At 39.4% G+C, this 18912-nt stretch carries 9 protein-coding genes; all 9 read left to right on the forward strand.

What is annotated here, in order from left to right; genetic code table 11:
* Positions 1 to 127: 127 nt before the first annotated feature.
* Positions 128 to 523, forward strand: a complete 396-nt coding sequence (locus tag JMN32_RS21415) for a response regulator (protein ID WP_202858429.1) — start codon at positions 128 to 130, stop codon at positions 521 to 523.
* A 3-nt stretch (positions 524 to 526) separates the two neighbouring features.
* The gene (locus JMN32_RS21420) at positions 527 to 1675 is read left to right on the forward strand and encodes a sugar transferase (protein WP_202858430.1); all 1149 of its coding nucleotides are present in this window, start codon (positions 527 to 529) and stop codon (positions 1673 to 1675) included.
* Between the two features lie 37 nt (positions 1676 to 1712).
* The gene (locus JMN32_RS21425; RefSeq protein ID WP_238354578.1) at positions 1713 to 2897 is read left to right on the forward strand and encodes a glycosyltransferase; all 1185 of its coding nucleotides are present in this window, start codon (positions 1713 to 1715) and stop codon (positions 2895 to 2897) included.
* Complete coding sequence (locus tag JMN32_RS21430) at positions 2894 to 3799, forward strand: glycosyltransferase family 2 protein (RefSeq protein ID WP_238354579.1); 906 nt, start codon at positions 2894 to 2896, stop codon at positions 3797 to 3799. The genes JMN32_RS21425 and JMN32_RS21430 overlap by 4 nt, the downstream gene beginning before the upstream one ends.
* Positions 3800 to 3808: 9 nt before the next feature.
* Positions 3809 to 5695, forward strand: coding sequence for an asparagine synthase (glutamine-hydrolyzing) (gene asnB / locus JMN32_RS21435; RefSeq protein WP_202858431.1), 1887 nt, complete (start codon positions 3809 to 3811; stop codon positions 5693 to 5695).
* Entirely contained in the window at positions 5650 to 7377 is a 1728-nt protein-coding gene (locus JMN32_RS21440; protein WP_202858432.1) for a hypothetical protein, read from the forward strand. The genes asnB and JMN32_RS21440 overlap by 46 nt, the downstream gene beginning before the upstream one ends.
* 120 nt (positions 7378 to 7497) lie before the next feature.
* On the forward strand, positions 7498 to 12789 hold the full coding sequence (locus JMN32_RS21445; protein WP_202858433.1) for a PKD domain-containing protein: 5292 nt from the start codon (positions 7498 to 7500) through the stop codon (positions 12787 to 12789).
* A 17-nt stretch (positions 12790 to 12806) separates the two neighbouring features.
* Positions 12807 to 14234, forward strand: coding sequence for a PorP/SprF family type IX secretion system membrane protein (locus JMN32_RS21450; RefSeq protein ID WP_202858434.1), 1428 nt, complete (start codon positions 12807 to 12809; stop codon positions 14232 to 14234).
* A 292-nt stretch (positions 14235 to 14526) separates the two neighbouring features.
* Positions 14527 to 18912 (forward strand): fibronectin type III domain-containing protein, encoded by a 4386-nt coding sequence (locus JMN32_RS21455; protein WP_202858435.1) that lies wholly within the window; start codon positions 14527 to 14529, stop codon positions 18910 to 18912.

Here is an 18912-nt window from a genome sequence, read left to right on the forward strand (position 1 = left end):
TTTATTATAATTGATGTTCTCAGTTTTGTAAATAGATGGTTGGCTTAATAATCTTAAAGGTTGAATCCATACGGGAGTACAATCGGATAAGTGGCGAGCATCTTAGTGTAAGTTTAAGAAAATTGCGATGAAGAAAAAGATATTGGTAATTGACGATGATGAGGCCATGAGATGGCTCATTAAAAAGATGCTTGAGAAGGACTATATTGTTGATGTGTTTAGTAATGTAGCACATGCATTGAAACATATGAATCAATTTGGCCACCCTGATGTTATTGTAACTGATATCCACTTACCAGTTATTGATGGAAAGGACTTTCTGACTAATCTAAAAACTAACGGTCTATATTCCGGGATACCTGTAATTGTCATCTCATCTTTCCGAGATGATAAAACTAAGAATTACTGTTTGGAAGCAGGTGCTGACGAATACATAGTAAAGCCATTTAATCCCGAAAAACTAATTGAACTGCTCAACAACCTAATTACCAATAAACGAAAGGAGAACTCTCTAATCAATTAAGATATGAAAGATGGTTATGTTTTGGATTTTCAGTCTCTCAAGCATGATAGCTCATTAATGGGAGAAACACCTAAAGTTGAGCATAAGAAGAAGGGGAATGTATTTTTCATTGGAGAATATGGCGATTTATGCCTGGACCTGAAGCTTGAGAGTTATGACGTACATAACGTTAAGGATATCAGTGAAGGGGTTGAAATTTTACTTCATAATGCAAATTCTTCCACAGATAAACTTCCCGACGTTATTATTATCAGCCAGAAAATAACGCCTGACTCCGTAGAAACAATAAAATCGTTAAAGAAAAGTAAAAGTTTAATAGAGATTCCGGTAATTATCATAGCCGAAAAATTTGATGAAGAAGAACGCGATCTGGCCATCAAAGTTGGAGCGGAAGATTATTATACGGATAACATTAGTGCAAAATATCTTACACTTCGCATTGAATTCCTGACCAGGTTGAAAACCTTATCCAACAACCAGGAACAGGAAGTTGGTATCAAACCTAAACCATCTCTTCATAATGGTGATTCTTTCAAAATGTGGTCACTTAAGCGCGCCTTTGACATCGCCATATCAGCCTCATTATTATTAATGGTCAGTCCCATATTATTGATTATAGCCATAGCTATTAAAATCGACTCTAAGGGGCCCATATTCTACATCTCTAAGAGAGCAGGGAAAGGATATCAGATTTTTAATTTCTATAAATTCAGATCCATGAGACAGGATGCTGATCAGGTTGTTAATGACCTCAAACATTTGAATCAGTATAGCAATGGTGATGATGCTTTATTCTTCAAAGTAAAAAATGACCCAAGAATAACCAAGTTGGGTTCATTCCTAAGAAAGACAAGTCTTGATGAATTACCTCAATTATTCAACGTACTAAAAGGTGACATGTCGTTAGTTGGCAATAGGCCATTACCACTATACGAAGCTGAAAAACTCACACAAGATCAATGGGCTCTTAGGTTCCTTGCCCCAGCAGGCATTACAGGACTGTGGCAAATAACCAAAAGAGGGAAAGAGGAAATGTCTGAAGCTGAAAGAGTTGCCTTAGATATGGAATATGCCCAGAAAAACTCCTTCTGGTATGATCTGAAAATTATGCTAAAAACACCAGCCGCACTTCTGCAATCAGAAGACGTATAGTATAATAGTGTTTTAAAACTTAAACCCAACTTAGACCTTGAATATAGTCTTTTTTATTATTGAGATAGTCTTACTATCCTATTTTGCCTATGTAGCTCTGTACAACCTTACTCTTTCTGTAGCAGGACTTTTTTATCAAAAACCTCCCCTTGCTAAAGTAACCCGTAAAAATAAGTTTGCAGTACTGATTCCTGCATACAAGGAAGATGGCGTTATATTCCATGTGGCAAAAGAAGCACTTAATCAAACATATCCTAAGGATAGATATGAGGTGGTTGTGATTGCAGACTCCCTTCAGCCGGAAACCATTAGCAAGCTAAAAACATTACCCATTAATACATGTGAAGTGTCCTTTGAAAAAAGCACAAAGGTGAAAGCCATGAATGAAGCCATGAAACGAATTGGCGATGATTATGACTTTGTTGTGATTCTGGATGCGGATAATATCATGGAACCTGATTTCCTTGAAACCATGAACAATCTCCATGAACAGGGATTTCTGGCAATACAAGGTCGCAGAGCAGCAAAAAATGAAAACAACTCACTATCTTACCTCGATGGACTTAGTGAAGAAATAAATAACCATGTTTATGGTCGTGGAGGAACAGCACTCCACCTTTCAGCTGCTCTTAAGGGTTCCGGCATGTCATTCCGCTATGCTATATTGAAAGATATGCTCAAGCAAATGGCTTCAATTGGAGGCTTTGACAGGGAACTTGAGCTAAGGTTGGTAAATGAAGGTATAAAGGTGAAATATGCTTCCAATGCAATAATTTATGATGAAAAGGTTGAGAAGTCCCATGTTTTTGAAAACCAAAGAAAGAGATGGATATCGAGCCAGTACTTTTATCTAAAACAATACTTTTTATCAGGAATTGTAAACCTTTTTAAAGGAAGAATAACTTATTTTAATAGTACCGTCCTTCGTAATGTGCAATTACCACGCTTGATTAACCTTGGACTTATCACTGGTGTTACTTTTACTCTTTTCTTTCTTCAGTCAGTCATAACCATTCCATTCAATATATGGTTTATGACCTGGAGTGCAACCATATTAGGAATTCTTCTGGCAATTCCCAAGAGCTATTATGGTCCAAGACTAATAAAATCTGTATTTAGGCTACCGGCTATATTCTGGAAAATGTTCCTGCTGCTGTTTAAGCTCAAAGGAGCAAACAAGAAATTTATTCATACACCCCATAGTTCCCCTAGTCAAAAATGAAACCTATAATCAAACCGCTGGTTTCTATAGTTAGCATAAATTATAACAGCACTGTTCAGACCAAAGAGTTATTACTGTCCCTCAGAAAAGTTAACTATGAAAATCTGGAAATAATAATTGTTGATAATGGTTCTGCCAACAGGGATATAGAAGATATTGTCGATGAATTCCCTGAAGTGAACTTTATCATGAATTCTGACAATTTAGGTTTTGCGGGAGGAAACAACGTAGCGATAAAAGAAGCTAAAGGCGAATATGTCTTTTTAGTAAACAATGATGCAGAACTGACCCCTGATTGTATCCCCCCCCTTTTGGATACATTTAAGCAGTTCGAAGATGTAGGGGCTGTGAGTCCTAAGTTTCATTATTTCAATAAGCCCGGAATAATTGAATATGCAGGATATTCCTCCATTAGCGCTCTTACAGGAAGAAACGAAACAATCGGTGCCGATGAAAAAGACCAAGGACAATATGACCAGGTATCAGTAACTCATTATACCCATGGTGGTGGCATGATGGTTCCCAAAAGTATTATTGAGAAAGTTGGACCAATGCCCGAAGATTACTTTCTCTACTATGAAGAGTTTGACTGGTGTGAAATGATAAAAAAGGCAGGCTATAAAATATATTATCAGCCAAAAGCGCTTGTATGTCATAAGGTTTCTGCTTCTATAGGTCAGGACAGTACACTTAAAACATACTACCTAACAAGAAACCGCATTCTTTTCATGCGAAGAAATAAAAGTAGCGTCTCATATGCCATTTTTCTAACGTTTCTCCTGTTCTTTACAATACCCAAAAACGTATTATCCTTTATTAGCAAAGGCAAATACAAACACTTATCTGTCTTCTGGAAAGCAATAACCTGGAATTTTGGAATTAAAGAAGTACCACAGTTTTAATAGTAATTTATGTGCGGCATAGCTGGTTTTATAGATTTTAATAAGCATTCGTCCGAAGAGATATTGAGGGCGATGACTGATGAATTGATCCATCGCGGACCTGACGATAGTGGTATTCATTTTGAAGATAATGAATACGCTCAGATCGGATTAGGACATAGAAGACTTTCTATTCTTGACCTGAGTATGCTGGGTCATCAACCCATGCAATTCCAACAATATACAGTTGTTTTTAATGGAGAGATCTATAATTTCAAAGAGATTGCTGAGCTCCTTTCTCAAAAGGGATATAAGTTCAAATCCCACTCCGATACTGAAGTACTTCTCAAAGCTTTTGATTGCTGGGGTACCAAAGCAGTAGATCATTTTATTGGCATGTTTGCTTTTGTACTCTACGACAAAAACAATGACGAGGTACTTTTCTTTAGAGATAGGGCTGGAGTAAAGCCCCTATATTATTATTTTAAAGACGGATGTCTACTATTTGCATCAGAACTAAAAAGCTTTCATAAACATAGTTCTTTTAGGAAAGAAATAGATCATGATAATCTTGCTCTCTTTCTTCAGTATAACTATTTACCCGCTCCCTACTCTATATTCAAACATAGCTTTAAATTAGAACCTGGTCATTTTCTAAGACTCGACTTAAAAAATAAGGATCTCAAGAAGCATAAATATTGGGATGTTGTGGATCATTACAACAAACCAAAGCTGGACATATCTTATGACGAGGCTGTTGAAGAAACTGAGAAACTGCTTATGAGCGCATTCTCATATCGAATGGTCTCCGACGTACCAGTAGGATTGTTTTTAAGTGGTGGCTATGATAGCACTGCAGTTACGGCTCTGCTTCAGTCTCAAAGCACCGAAAAGATCAAAACATTTACCATTGGGTACGAAGAACAGGCCTTCAACGAAGCCCCCGAGGCTAAAAAAGTCGCTGATTACCTGGGAACCGACCATACGGAAAAGTATTGTACTGCTAAGGATACAGCAGATATCCTCCATAAGCTTCCTCAAATTTATGATGAGCCATTTGCAGATAATTCAGTGGTACCTACATTTCTTGTAAGTCAACTGGCACGTACTAAAGTAAAAGTAGCGCTTTCCGGTGATGCAGGCGACGAAATATTTGCCGGGTATGACAAGTTTAACAGAGCAGTTAATTTCACTAAGCTTCCAGGAGTAGCTCAAAGCCTCATGAGTAGTGCCATGGGATTGATATCTCCGGAAAACATCCCTGTATTCAATAAAAAATACAACTTCTCGACAAGGTATGAGAAGATGAGAGAAATATGGAAGTATAAATCTCCATCTCACGCCATGAAAGTGATCTCTCAATTCATTACAGAGCAAGAGGCTAGAAAATATCTCACAAAAGACTTTCAAAATAAGAAGACATATTTCGACATTGAATCTGAATTGAATAATGGTAATGACCCTCTGAACAAGCTTCTTGCCATTGATTACAAAACGTTTCTTTTAGATAACAACCTCACCAAAGTAGATAGGGCTACCATGGCAGTGGGCTTGGAAGGCAGAGAGCCTATACTGGATCACCGAATAGTTGAATTCGTAAGTCAGCTCCCTTCAAGTTATAAGATAAAGGATGGCGTCAACAAAAGTATATTGAAAACGATAGTTCATAAATATGTACCCAAAGCTATCATGGATCGTCCTAAAAAGCCATTCCTTGCACCCCTTACGGTTTGGTTTAAAGATGAGTTAAAAGACTATTACCTTGAGTATTTGGATGAGACTAGATTAAAAAATGATGGTATTTTTACTAAAAGTGTAATAGAACTTAGAAATGCGTATCTTTCAGGAAAAGAAATAAACCATCAAAAGCTGTGGAATATCTTGATTTTCCAACTGTGGAAAGAAAAATGGATGTAAAAAGAAACAAATACCTGCTAATTTTACTTAGCGGGTGCCTGTTTTTCTTTTCCCATTCAAGTGGCCAAACTTTAACACCCAAGCAAACAAGTACCATTTCCAATATAAAGTTTTGGGAATATTTACCTACTGATTACCAAGCTCACAGTAGTAAAAGTCCTGTAATATTTTTTCTGCATGGTAAAGGCGAACGTGGTGATGGTTCCGACTCTTCTATGCAGGCAGTTTTAAAACATGGGCCCCTAAAACATATTCAAAATGGAGATTTCGGAAAGTTTAAATCATATGGAAAGAATTACTCTTTTATAGTTCTTGCCCCGCAACTGGATAAACCAAATACTTTTTGGGAGCCAGGATATGTTGACGAATTCATCAATTATGCTCTTTCGGAATATAATATAGATCCGGGAAGAATTTACCTTACAGGCTTAAGTATGGGCGGAAATGGTACCTGGAATTATGCATACAGCAGCTATAACGCGGAAAATAAGCTCGCAGCAATTGCTCCAATCGCAGGCTGGGGCAGTACCAATAAGGTATGTATTGTCAAAGAGCGGAATATCCCTGTTTGGGTCTTTCATGGTGTAGATGATAAAACAGTATCATTTGCCAGAGGCAAGGCCATGTTTGATAAAATTGATTCGTGCAAAAGTGGTTTTGAAAAAGATTATAAATTCACCGCATATAAAAATACAGGTCATAACTCATGGCAAAAAGCTTATGATTTAACCCATAAATGGAATAGCCCCAACATCTACGAATGGTTTTTATCACACCAACTGAACCAGGATCAATCCACTGTACTTTATGAGGGCATTGGTCTCAAGGATAATACTGCAGCATCTTTAGCGAGTGAAAATAACGCGAAACTCAAAGTAGTTTGTACCCTTCCTCAGTCACTAAATGAAATCTCCGGGTTAATTAAAGATAGTAAAGGTGTATTATGGGCACACAATGACAGTTATAATGGGCCATACATTATGCAATTAGATACCTCCGGTACAATAAATCAGTTTAAAAAAGTAATTTTCTCTTCAAATTTTGATTGGGAAGACCTTGCCATAGACCATAAAGACAACATATACATTGGTGACATTGGAAATAACGAAAATAATCGAAAAAAACTTTACATCTACAAATTCTCGGCAAACGATACTTCGAAGCGAGTTAAATCAGAAACCATAAGCTTCAATTATCCAGACCAAAAAAACTTCCCTCCTTCTACTAAGGAAATGAATTATGACTCTGAGGCCATGATTCATTATAACAACTCTCTTTATACCTTCTCAAAAAATCGCGCTAATCCATTTACAGGTGTTGTTAAAATATATAAAATACCCACTACTCCCGGAGACTATGAGGCAGAGTTGATTGACAGCTTGAAGCTTGAGTCCGGATCTATGCATGACAACTGGATAACAGGAGCTGACATCAGCCCTGATGGAAAAACCATAGCACTACTCTCCCATAGAAAAATATGGGTACTTAGTTGTTTTGAAGGAAAGAAATTCTCCGAAGGAAAAATCACAAAAATTATTCTCGACAGTTTTACACAAAAAGAAGCCATTACATTTATTGACAATGAAACCTTATATATAGCTGATGAGAGGTTTAAGAAGATGCTTGGAGGCCATTTATACAAAATCAACATTAAAGACTGGATATCAAAGAATTGCGATTAAGCCCAATTAGTACTAAACAGGTAGAATTCAATTTTAAATTATTTTTTTAATAAATTAATTTCTTTTTTTGTACCTTGTATTGATATAGCTACCGGTATATATCAAATAGTTTTTGGCCCCATGAACACCAAACCTAATTTTCTGCTTTGGGCGATTGTATTTTTACTTTCTCCAACAATTGGTCTGTCTCAGTTTACCCCTAGAATGACTCCAGCAGGAACAGGTTATCTGGAGTATTTACCTCCTGATTATGCCACAAATTCCACAAAAAAATATCCTTTGATGATGTTTTTGCATGGTGCCGGTGAAAAAGGTAGTGGTTCCCCTTCTGACCTTGAAAAAGTAAAGGCACATGGCCCCCCAAAAGAGATTCAAAATGGCCACAATATGTGCTTTACTGTAGATGGAGTGGAAAAATGTTTTATTGTCATTGCACCTCAATTACCAGGGGATAAGCCTTCTTGGGGCGTTTCTCTGATCGATGAAGTTTTTAGATATATACTTAATGGTTCATTAAACTATAGAGTTGATCTTAACCAAATACACCTGACAGGACTAAGCCTGGGTTCAAATGGTGTATACAAATATTCTTACATGTCAGTGAATGACCCTAACAAACTGGCATCCATATCTCCCATAGCAGCATGGGCAGACACTAACAAGGGATGTGTGATCTCTGAAAGGGAAATACCACTCTGGGCATTTCATGGTGATCAAGACAAAACTGTTGGCTACGCCAGTGGGCTTGCCATGTTTAATTCTGTAAAAGACTGTACAACTCCGGTACCTACTGCAGAATTGATATTCACCACCTATGAAGGCATTGGGCATAACTCATGGACCAGAGCATACAATACAGGGCATACATACCACAACCCCAATTTATATGAGTGGATGCTCTCTAAATCTCTATCAGGAAACCCAACAGCGAATGCAGGACCTGATCAATCTATTACACTACCTACGAACAGTATAACCATTAGCGGGTCTGGAAGTGACCCTGATGGCACAATTACATCATATCAATGGAAGCGAATATCAGGTCCATCAGCTAGTTTGGCTAATAATAACACTGCAACGCTCACTGCAAACAACCTACTGGAGGGAATTTACACCTTTAGACTTACAGTAACAGATAATAGCGGAAATACAGCAACTGATGATGTTAACGTTACAGTAAACCCTGCCGCTGTAAACGTGTCCCCTACTGTTAATATTGATGCAGATATAACTTTGATACTACCTACCAGCAGTACCAACATTACAGGTACGGCGAGTGATGCGGATGGTAATATAGTAACCTATGCATGGACTCAACAATCCGGACCATCCACTGCAACAACCACTGGTGCCGCCAGCGCTACCATAACAGTAAGTAACCTAATCGAAGGTACCTATAAATTTCGAATTACAGTTACTGATGATGATGGAGCTACAGCTTTTGATGAAGTTAATGTGATTGTAAACCCTGCAACTATAAACTCTCCTCCTACCGCAAATGCGGGTTCGGATAAAACTATTAATTTACCTACGAACAGTACTACACTTACAGGTAGTGGTAGCGATAGTGATGGATCAATAGTTTCTTATGCATGGGCGCAGCTAAGTGGCCCTACAGTAACTTTAGCTAACCAAAACACAACTACATTAGGTTTATCTGACCTAATCGAAGGAAGCTATGAATTCAAAATAACTATTACTGATGATGATGGGGCTACAGGATCTGATAATGTTTTGGTAACGGTAATTGCAGCTAACCAAAATCCTAACGCCAATGCCGGTGCGGATATTAACCTGACGCTCCCCACCAATGCGACAAACCTTAGTGGAAGCGCAACAGATGCTGATGGTACTGTTACAGCGTACCTATGGCAACAAATAAGTGGCCCTGCGGCATCTACAATGGTCAATGCCAGCACTGCTACAGCCAGTATATCAAATCTTGTAGAAGGCACATACGAGTTTCAACTTACTGTCACAGACGATGATGGTGCAGAAGATACGGATATTGTACAGGTTACAGTAATATCATTACCTCCAAATATTGCTCCTGTTGCCAATGCAGGTTCAGACAAAAATATAACCCTCCCAGTAAATTCTGTTATGTTGAATGGGTCAGGCTCTGATTCTGACGGCACCATTGCCAGTTATTCCTGGACTAAAACTTCTGGCCCCTCTACCTTTTCACTTTCGGGCCAAAACACTGCAACACTAACTGCAAACAACCTGGTGGCAGGAACATATATATTCAGGCTTACAGTAACAGATGATGACGGAGCAACTCATTTCGATGAAGCTACTGTGAGTGTCGCTCCAGAAACAGTTAACCAGTCTCCGGTAGCAGATGCAGGCACAAATATTAGCATCACATTACCAACGAATTCCGTTGTGATAAATGGCTCAGGAACCGACGCGGATGGTACAATAGCCAGCTATGGATGGACTCAAGTATCGGGTCCTTCAACGGCAACATTATCTGGAGAAACAACGGCTGATCTGAGTGCAAACAATCTCATTGAAGGTGTTTATACATTCCAACTTACTGTTACCGATGACCAGGGAGCCTCTGGCTCAGACAATGTAAACGTAACTATCACTGCATTAAACACCCCTCCTGTTGTTAATACCGGGGCGGATGTCAACCTTGTACTTCCTACAGATAACGTAGATATAACTGGTACAGCAACCGATAATGATGGAACGATAGCATCTACTCAATGGACTCAGATAAGTGGTCCGGCAGCCTCATTTACAGTAAGCGGCAATATAATATCAATAACTGGCCTTACGGCAGGAACATACATTTTCAGATTCTCAGCCACTGATAACGATGGTGATTCTGCTCAAGATGATGTAGAAATTGTAGTAACAGCATCTAATGTGCTACCTACTGTAAATGCCGGCCCTGATAAAAATGTAACACTTCCCACGAACAGCATTAACCTTACAGGTACAGCAAGTGATAGCGATGGCTCCATTGTATCATACTCATGGAGTATAATAAGTGGCCCTATAGCCACTTTGGCTAATCAAAATACTACGACAGTAACAGTAAGCGACCTCACCGAAGGGTCATTTACCCTGCGATTTACTGCAACTGATAATGATGGGGGCTCTAAATCTGACCAAGCTATAATAACTGTAAATCCAGCAGCTACAAATCAGGTTCCTACCGCAGAAGCAGGCTCCAACTTATCCATTACACTACCTACTAACTTTGTTACCATTTCTGGAAGCGGGTCTGACACTGATGGTTCCATAGCCTCATATAACTGGACAAAAAAAAGTGGTCCATCAGCAGGAACTTTATCAAATAATACCACTCCTACACTTACTGTTTCAGGTTTGATAGAGGGTACTTACGTATTTACTTTGATGGTAACGGATGATGACGGGGCTACTGACATGGATGATGTTACAGTTACTGTAAACCCGGAAGCTGTAAATCAGTCTCCTACATCAAAAGCAGGTAGTGATATAACATTGGTATTGCCTACAAACAGCACAAACATAGTAGGTGCGGGCAGTGATCCTGATGGTACTATTGTCAGTTATTCCTGGAGTCAGGCAAGCGGACCAACTGCGGCCACCTTATCAGGAGCCTCAAACCCTACAGTAACAGTAAACGATTTAGTCGAAGGTACATATACCTTTAGCTTAACCGTTCAAGATGATGACGGAGCAAGTGATGATGATTATGTCAATGTCATTGTTCAACCTGAAACTGTCAATCAAAAACCTACGGCTAATGCTGGTTTGGATAAAACTTTAGTGCTACCAACCAATACAATTAATATTGTAGGTTCAGGTAGTGATGTAGATGGTTCCATTACAAATTATTTATGGACTAGAATCAGTGGTCCCGCAGCCGATCTGACTAATACGTCCACTCCTACGATGACCGCAAGTAATTTACTGGAGGGGCAATATAAATTTAGACTTACTGTAACTGACGATGACGGTGACACCGGATCCGATGAAGTTATAATAACAGTGCAACCAACTACGGTGAACCAATCCCCACTAGCCAGTGCAGGTGCTGACTTCACCTTGGTATTACCTACCAACTCAGCAATAATCTATGGATCTGGCAGTGACCCTGATGGCACAGTTTTAACCTACAATTGGAGTCAACTCAGCGGACCTTCGGCCACTTTAACCAATCAAAATACGCCACAACTCACCGTAACCGATATGCTGGAGGGCGTCTATATATTTCGCCTTATCGTAACTGATGAAGATGGCGCTCAAGACTCCGATGATGTTCAGATAACCATCCTGCCACTAAATACTAACCTTGCTCCAACAGCTTTTGCCGGAGCGGACCAAGTAATAAAACTCCCCACGAATACTGCCGTACTAAACGGTTCAGGAAATGATGTTGATGGTACCATAGTCTCATATCTGTGGGAAAAGGTTAGTGGTCCCAATGGAACTTCTAGCGACCAGACTCAGGCCACACTTAACCTTTCTGACCTTTTAGAAGGTATTTACATCTTCAGCCTCACGGTAACCGATGACGATGGAGCTCAGGGGGCCGACGAAGTACAAATCAGCATTCTCCCTTCTTCTTTCAATCTGACACCAGTAGCCAACGCAGGAGAAGACCTGTTTCTGGAACTTCCAACAAGCAGCATTGTGATCAATGGATCAGGTCAGGACCCAGACGGTATAATAGACACTTATCACTGGTTTATGGCAAGTGGTTCAAATACACCTAGCCTTTCTGGAGAAAACACTTCAGACCTTTCCATTTCCGGTTTAATAGAGGGTGTCTACATCTTTACGCTTGAAGTAACCGATGATGGAGGACTGGCAGATTCTGATGATGTAAAAGTTGTAGTGACATCGCCTGATGTAAACGAAAATCAACCTCCCTTAGTTGATGCGGGACGGGACCAAATCATTATTCTTCCTGAAAACAACGCACTGCTAACAGGCAAAATGATAACCCCCGGCTTAATTGAATCTTACGCTTGGACGCAAATAGCAGGTGCAACAGCTCAACTAAGTGGAGTGGATTCTGATTCTCTGGTTGTAACCGGACTTGATGAGGGAGACTATACCTTTGAATTAACTATTACCAACAACCAGGGGCTTTCAGGTAGTGACAGGGTTAATATAGAAGTTATTTCTCAATTTACCGACCTCCAATTTCCTATGAAAATGTTTAGCCCCAATCGTGATGGGGAAAATGATACATGGATACTCGATCCTGATTTGAGTAAGTATGAGAATTGCCATCTCTACATTTATAATAGACGAGGTTCTCAGGTGTATGAGTCAATATCATACCAAAACAACTGGGAAGCTCAGCTAAATGGTCAGGAGTTACCAGATGGAGTTTATTTTTACATTTTAAAATGTGATAACAAAACATCGTCATCAGGAAGTATAACAGTAATAAGATAGCAAGAAGTAAACCCAACATGCGAAAAATAACTTCACTAATTGCCTTACTTATACTTGTGACCATGAACGCATTTGGTCAACAAGTACCGTCATATAATCAATTCTTTTTTAACCCGGCGCTATATAATCCATCTTTCATTGGTCAATCAGGTTATACAGAAGCAAACATTAATCACCGTCAACAGTGGGTTGGAATAGAGGGTGCTCCAGTAACTACCAATGTCAATATTCAGACTCCTCTTTCAGAAAGACTTGCCTTCGGTTTAGTATTATATAGCGACAAACTTGGATTAATAACCACCTATGAAACAACCGCTGGGTTTAGTTACAATATCAATCTTGGTCCCACGAGTCGCTTATCTTTTGGACTAACCGCTGGTGTAGGTAGAAACGAGATCGAATTTGTCAACAATGATCCTGCTTATGCCAATGCCTTGGATAGGAGCTTTTATTTTTCCGGACAGTTTGGAGTCAATTTTACTTTGAACAGATTAACGGTAGGTTTTGCTCTACCTCAATTGATGGAATCTCAGTTTGCCCAGGAAAAGAATTTTGAAGAAATAGGGCTTGAAGCAACTAAACTTACTTTTTCATCTGTTTCCTATAAGTTTGATTTAGGGCAAAAACTGACCCTTGAGCCGACCATTTTTTATCAGAGTGACGAAAAGTCGATTGATCAGCTAGGAGGTTTAGCTGCTATTACTTACAATGACCTTTTTTGGGTTGGTGGAGGATACAGAGAAGAACAAGGAGCTAATGGTTTTGCAGGCTTCACTATCAATGAATTTATCAAGGTGGGTTATGCCTATGAATTTGCTCCTGCCGCCATATCATCTGAACTTGGTGATGGCACCCATGAGTTTCAGGTTAGCATAAAACTAGGCAAGAACAAAAGACAAAAAAATAAGACTATAGTAAGCAATGAAGTAATTCCCACAAGAAAAACTGACAATATCGGTAAACGCAGCGAAGTAATAGATAAAGAAGAGGCAGAGGAAACTGCAGGTATTCAACCAATAACCAAAGAAGGACTCATCCATACTGATGAGGCAAATAAAGCTATAAATAACAAGGAAGTGGCACCTGAAGAAAAAGAAGAAGATGTTCCGGTGATCCAAAAGAAATATGTTACCGAACTTGAAGAACGCTTATATGACGAGGATGAGGCGGCAAAAAAAGAGAAAGTCATCAAACCAGGGGAGCTTGCACCAGGTTTCTATGTAATAGTAGGTACATATCAAAGCAAACAAAATGCTGAATCATATGCTGCCCAGGTAAGAGCATCCGGTTACTATGTCTCTGTAGGATTTAACCCGGCAACAAGCCTTAACTATGTTTACATTAAGCATTCTGAGGATTTCGATTCCGCATCAGAAGTAAGGAATCAAATCAGGAAAATATATGAATTTGAATTCCAAGAAGCGTGGATTTTAAACATAAAATAATACATTATTATTCGGTCTTTATTATATCGGAACATACTTAAACAAAATGAAGTTGCCTACCATTTTATTCTGAAATTCAAAACCTAACAAAGGGCAACACAAATTCGACGAATGACAGGAAGTTATTGGTGTAAAAATTTAAGTATTAGAAGAAATTGTTTAATTTTACAATCTATAAAAGTATAAATACTAAAATAGAGCTTTATTAAAAGGGTTTAAAAAGGGTTTTAAATATTACATCCATTTGTGATTTTAATATTTGTCTCATTAGGTTGTCTAAACGGCGTTAAAAATGAAAAGAAATTTCACTACCGTATTTATTCTGCTGCTGGCGACAATAACCTTGTCGGCACAAGTCCCTAAAGATTATTATTATATTGTTCCTGGTACCATGAGCTATCGAATGGATGGTTCGGGTAACCCACAACTCAAGCCAGACACCTTGGTCAGAGGAACTTATTATGGGTCAGACTATGGTGGTGCCATGACAGGTTTTAATTCATCTCAGTATAAAGACTTTACGTTATTTCGTCACCCCACCGACCCAAACTGGATAACCGACCCACATCAAGTAGATTTACTTCCTAAAACCGGAAACGGTGGATATAACCAAGGAAATAATAAATGGTTAATCAATTATAGAATTGCCTACCCCACTGACTTTGACTCCTTAGGCAGCGACTTAAAACCTATGGTAGTCTTTATGCACGGCGCCGGAGAAAGAGCAGATTGCTGGGGAGGAAACTGTTATGGAGAAAACGACCCCAGGATGTGGAACAATGACCATAATCTGCAACATGGAGGACGCCAACACCTAGAAGCCATTAACAGAGACCCTTCAGACACACGGCATTGGCCAGGATTTGTGTTGTTCCCACAAAACAAAAATGGTTACAATCCAGGGCCAGGGCTAGAGACCTATACAGGGCGGGTTATTGCTCTGGTAGAACAACTCATAAAGCACTACCCCATTGACCCAAACAAAATCTATATACATGGACTTTCTGAAGGAGCTCAGGGTACATGGATGCTTATTAACTCAAGACCGGATCTATTTGCAGCAGCAGCTCCGATGTCAGGTCACAGAGACCATGGTGCATTTGACACTAACGTAGTATCTCCGGATACTACGATGATCCACCTGCCGGTATGGCAATTTCAAGGGGGAAGGGATACCAGACCCAAACCTTCTGCTACAGAGCAAAAACTTAATAAAATCAGAAACCTTGGAGGTACGCCAAGGTATACCCTATACCCTACACTGGGGCACGGTGTTTGGAATACAGCCTATGCTGAGCCCGACTTCTTTTCATGGTTTTTACAATATAGCAAATTAACCATCCACGGCTACTATGGAGTTAAATCCGTTTGCGAGGGAGACGAAGTCAATGTTAGGCTTGGTATTTCTAAAGGGTTTGACGAATACGAATGGAGAAAGATAAAGGATGGTGTTATTACTGCAATGCCCCCTTCGCCGGAAAGAGATAATGAAACAATAGCTGATGATTTCGCCAGTTATCAAGTTAGATTTAGAAGAGGAGCTGTATGGACAGCATGGTCAGAGCCTTATATAATTACTAAGAAGCCGCGACCAATGGCACACATATTCGCTGAGGGAAGTACTGCTTTACCCGGTTTAGATGGTAGCACAGAAGTAAACTTATCTACTGATGAACCTGGTATCTATTATGAATGGTATAAAGATGGTGTTTTATATGCTGATGACTCTACATTAAATACCATAACAGTTTCAACTCCTGGAGCTTATTCATTGATTGTAAAAGACGAAGGACTTTGCAGAGGTTTTGAATCCAATAAAATATACGTATCCAATCAACCTTATTCAGGCTCACTACCTGCAGCTCCTGATAACATCTATGCTTCAGCAAGTTCTGCTACCTCAATAAATGTTTATTGGCAGGACAAGTCTGATGATGAACTTGGCTTTGAAGTTTACAGAAGTACAGATGGGGTCAATTTCACCTGGGTAACTACCACTGCCCCCAACAAATTGCTTTATGCCGATACCGCTTTAAATAGTGTTACAACCTACTATTACAAAGTAAGGGCATATAACGCCAATGGTCCCTCTGCCCCAACAGAGATTGCATCAGCAACAACACTCGCTGACAGTCAAAAGCCAACAGCACCTGGCGACTTTAAGTTCGAAAATTTTGCCTATACAGAGCATAGGGTCAATACAACAATTGATAATTTGGCCGATGAATACTTCACTGTTCATACTGATCAGGCAGTGCTTTCCTGGTTGCCTTCAACTGACAATGTTGGAGTTACTGAATATAAAGTTTACTTCCTGGACGGAACTTTAGCAGCCACAACAGCAAATACAACGGCAACAATCACCGGACTGGAAAAAGAAAAAACATACAGTTTTTATGTGGTTGCATATGACAATGCAGGAAATGCTTCAAGTCCCAGTAACGCTGTTTCAGTAACCACTGTTCTTGAAGGACTGTACTTTAACCTTTTTGCGGGAGGCACTTGGGATGAAATTAGGGACTTCTCAGATTGGGCATTGCACGCTAAGGGTGCCCATCCCAACTTCAAAATTTCGGTGCGAGAAGATTATACCGAAGACGATGACTATTTTGCCTTCGACTTCTTTGGTTACATTTACATCAATACACCTGGTACATACACTTTCTATACCGTATCAGATGATGGTAGCCAGTTATGGATTGGAGACGAAGAAATTGTTGATAATGACGGACTTCATGGTAACAGGGAAAGAAGTGGCTCAATTTATTTGACTACCGGAGCTCACCCAATAACTGTCAAGTACTTTGAAAGGTCAGGAGGTAACAACTTACAAGTTTACTACAAAGGGCCTTCTGGTAGCGGAATATACAAACAACAAATTCCAGATATTGCTTTGAAAAGTGGTTTTATGCCAGCGTTGAATCTTCCTAACACGCCAACTAACTTGACGGCTAATGCAAATGCAACAGAATTTAGTATCAATCTGAATTGGGATTATGAATCAACAGATATAGTAGTATTGGGTTCATCAACAGCCAATGGTGCTGAAGTCTCTTCCAGTGATAGCTGGGTCGCAAGACTGGACAGTACTATGACTGCCAACAATGCCAACTACACCTTGACTAATCTTGCCGCCAATGGCTTGAATACCTATAATGTAAGGGAAACAGGAACTAACGGAGAGGGTTTCTTTGCTGACCCGGCTCATAACATAACTGCGGCCCTGGCTCTCAATCCAGATATTATTATTGTCAATCTTCCTTCAAACAATGTTGCTGAAAATATAGATGCAGCAACAACGGTAGTACACTACAATGAACTTCTAAGCTTGGCCTTGGCTCAAGATGTAGAAATTTTCTTCACCACCACTCAGCCTAGGAACTTCAACAATAACTCGAATAAGAGACATCTGTTGGAAACCGAAGCCAATGCTGTAAGAGCTTCTTTGAGTAATAGGGTTATCGATATTTATAATTATCTGACAGATTTTGGTAATGACAATCGAATAAAGGGTCAATTTGATTCAGGGGACGGAATCCACGTAAATGCCCCAGGCCACTATTACATATTCACACAGGTACTACAAAAAGTAGGTCCTTATATACCAAAATTTGAAGTTTATGCCTCAACCGCTGGTTCGGACTTTGAAATAGTGCATACTACAGGTTATGGAGAAACTTCTTATAACCATACAGACTTAGTCCCTAATCTCAATTATGCTTACAAGGTCAAAGCAGTAAACACCTATGGATCATCTGATTTCTCAAACACTGCCAACACAGCAACGCCTTCAGACGTGGTTCCCCCATCTATTCCCCAAAACTTATGGGTCAGAGCCAAAACTGATACCCAGGTCGCGCTGTCATGGGATAATTCAGTGGACAACGTAGGAGTTACTGGGTATATTGTAACTTATGCACTTGCCTCAGAAGCCAGCGGGTCTAGAAAAAACTCTTCTGCACGTACTCAGGCTGAGACGGTTTTCTCAAGCAGCAATGGTGTTACTATTGAAGGACTAACTCCCGAAACTTTGTATACTTTCTCCGTAGCAGCGCAAGATGGTGCTAATAATACGTCAATAGATAGCGATCCTATTACAGTTGAAACGCTTAGTGGCAGTCCACTCCCTGTTGAGTTTACAGATTTCTCTTACTCCATCAGTGGTGGCAATGTAATCTTGAATTGGATTACAGGTAGCGAAATCAATAATGAATATTTCTCAATAGAGAGAGCAAGAAATATTAAAGATTTCTCTGAAATCGGCAGAGTTAATGGCTCTGGTACTACTACAAATGCTTCAAGCTATGAATATACGGATTCCAAACCTTTGAATTTAGCTTATTACCGAATTAAACAGGTTGACTTTGATGGCAATTTTAGTTACTCAAATGTTATTAGAATTACGCTCAAAAACAGTTTTGATGAACTTTCGGTATACCCTAATCCAACTAGTCCCAATAACATTAACATTAAGGGATATGTAGAATCAGAGTCTGACAGGGTAAGCATTAACTTCTACGATGTAATGGGTAAAAGCTCACTGTTAATAGAAACAGATCCTAATAGTTTATTAGAGGGACTATCAATTGACGCCAGAAACAATTTGCACAAAGGAATTTATATTGTAGTTATTTCTGACGGAAATAATAAATCACAGAAACGCGTTATTATTAGATAA

This window comes from Fulvivirga marina (genome assembly GCF_016775155.1).
GTDB lineage: Bacteria > Bacteroidota > Bacteroidia > Cytophagales > Cyclobacteriaceae > Fulvivirga > Fulvivirga marina.

Coding starts and splice junctions, on each gene's coding strand:
- JMN32_RS21415 (WP_202858429.1), top strand. CDS start 128: ATGAAGAAAAAGATATTGGTAATTGACGATGATGAGGCCATGAGATGG.
- JMN32_RS21420 (WP_202858430.1), top strand. CDS start 527: ATGAAAGATGGTTATGTTTTGGATTTTCAGTCTCTCAAGCATGATAGC.
- JMN32_RS21430 (WP_238354579.1), top strand. CDS start 2,894: ATGAAACCTATAATCAAACCGCTGGTTTCTATAGTTAGCATAAATTAT.
- asnB (WP_202858431.1), top strand. CDS start 3,809: ATGTGCGGCATAGCTGGTTTTATAGATTTTAATAAGCATTCGTCCGAA.
- JMN32_RS21445 (WP_202858433.1), top strand. CDS start 7,498: ATGAACACCAAACCTAATTTTCTGCTTTGGGCGATTGTATTTTTACTT.
- JMN32_RS21450 (WP_202858434.1), top strand. CDS start 12,807: ATGCGAAAAATAACTTCACTAATTGCCTTACTTATACTTGTGACCATG.
- JMN32_RS21455 (WP_202858435.1), top strand. CDS start 14,527: ATGAAAAGAAATTTCACTACCGTATTTATTCTGCTGCTGGCGACAATA.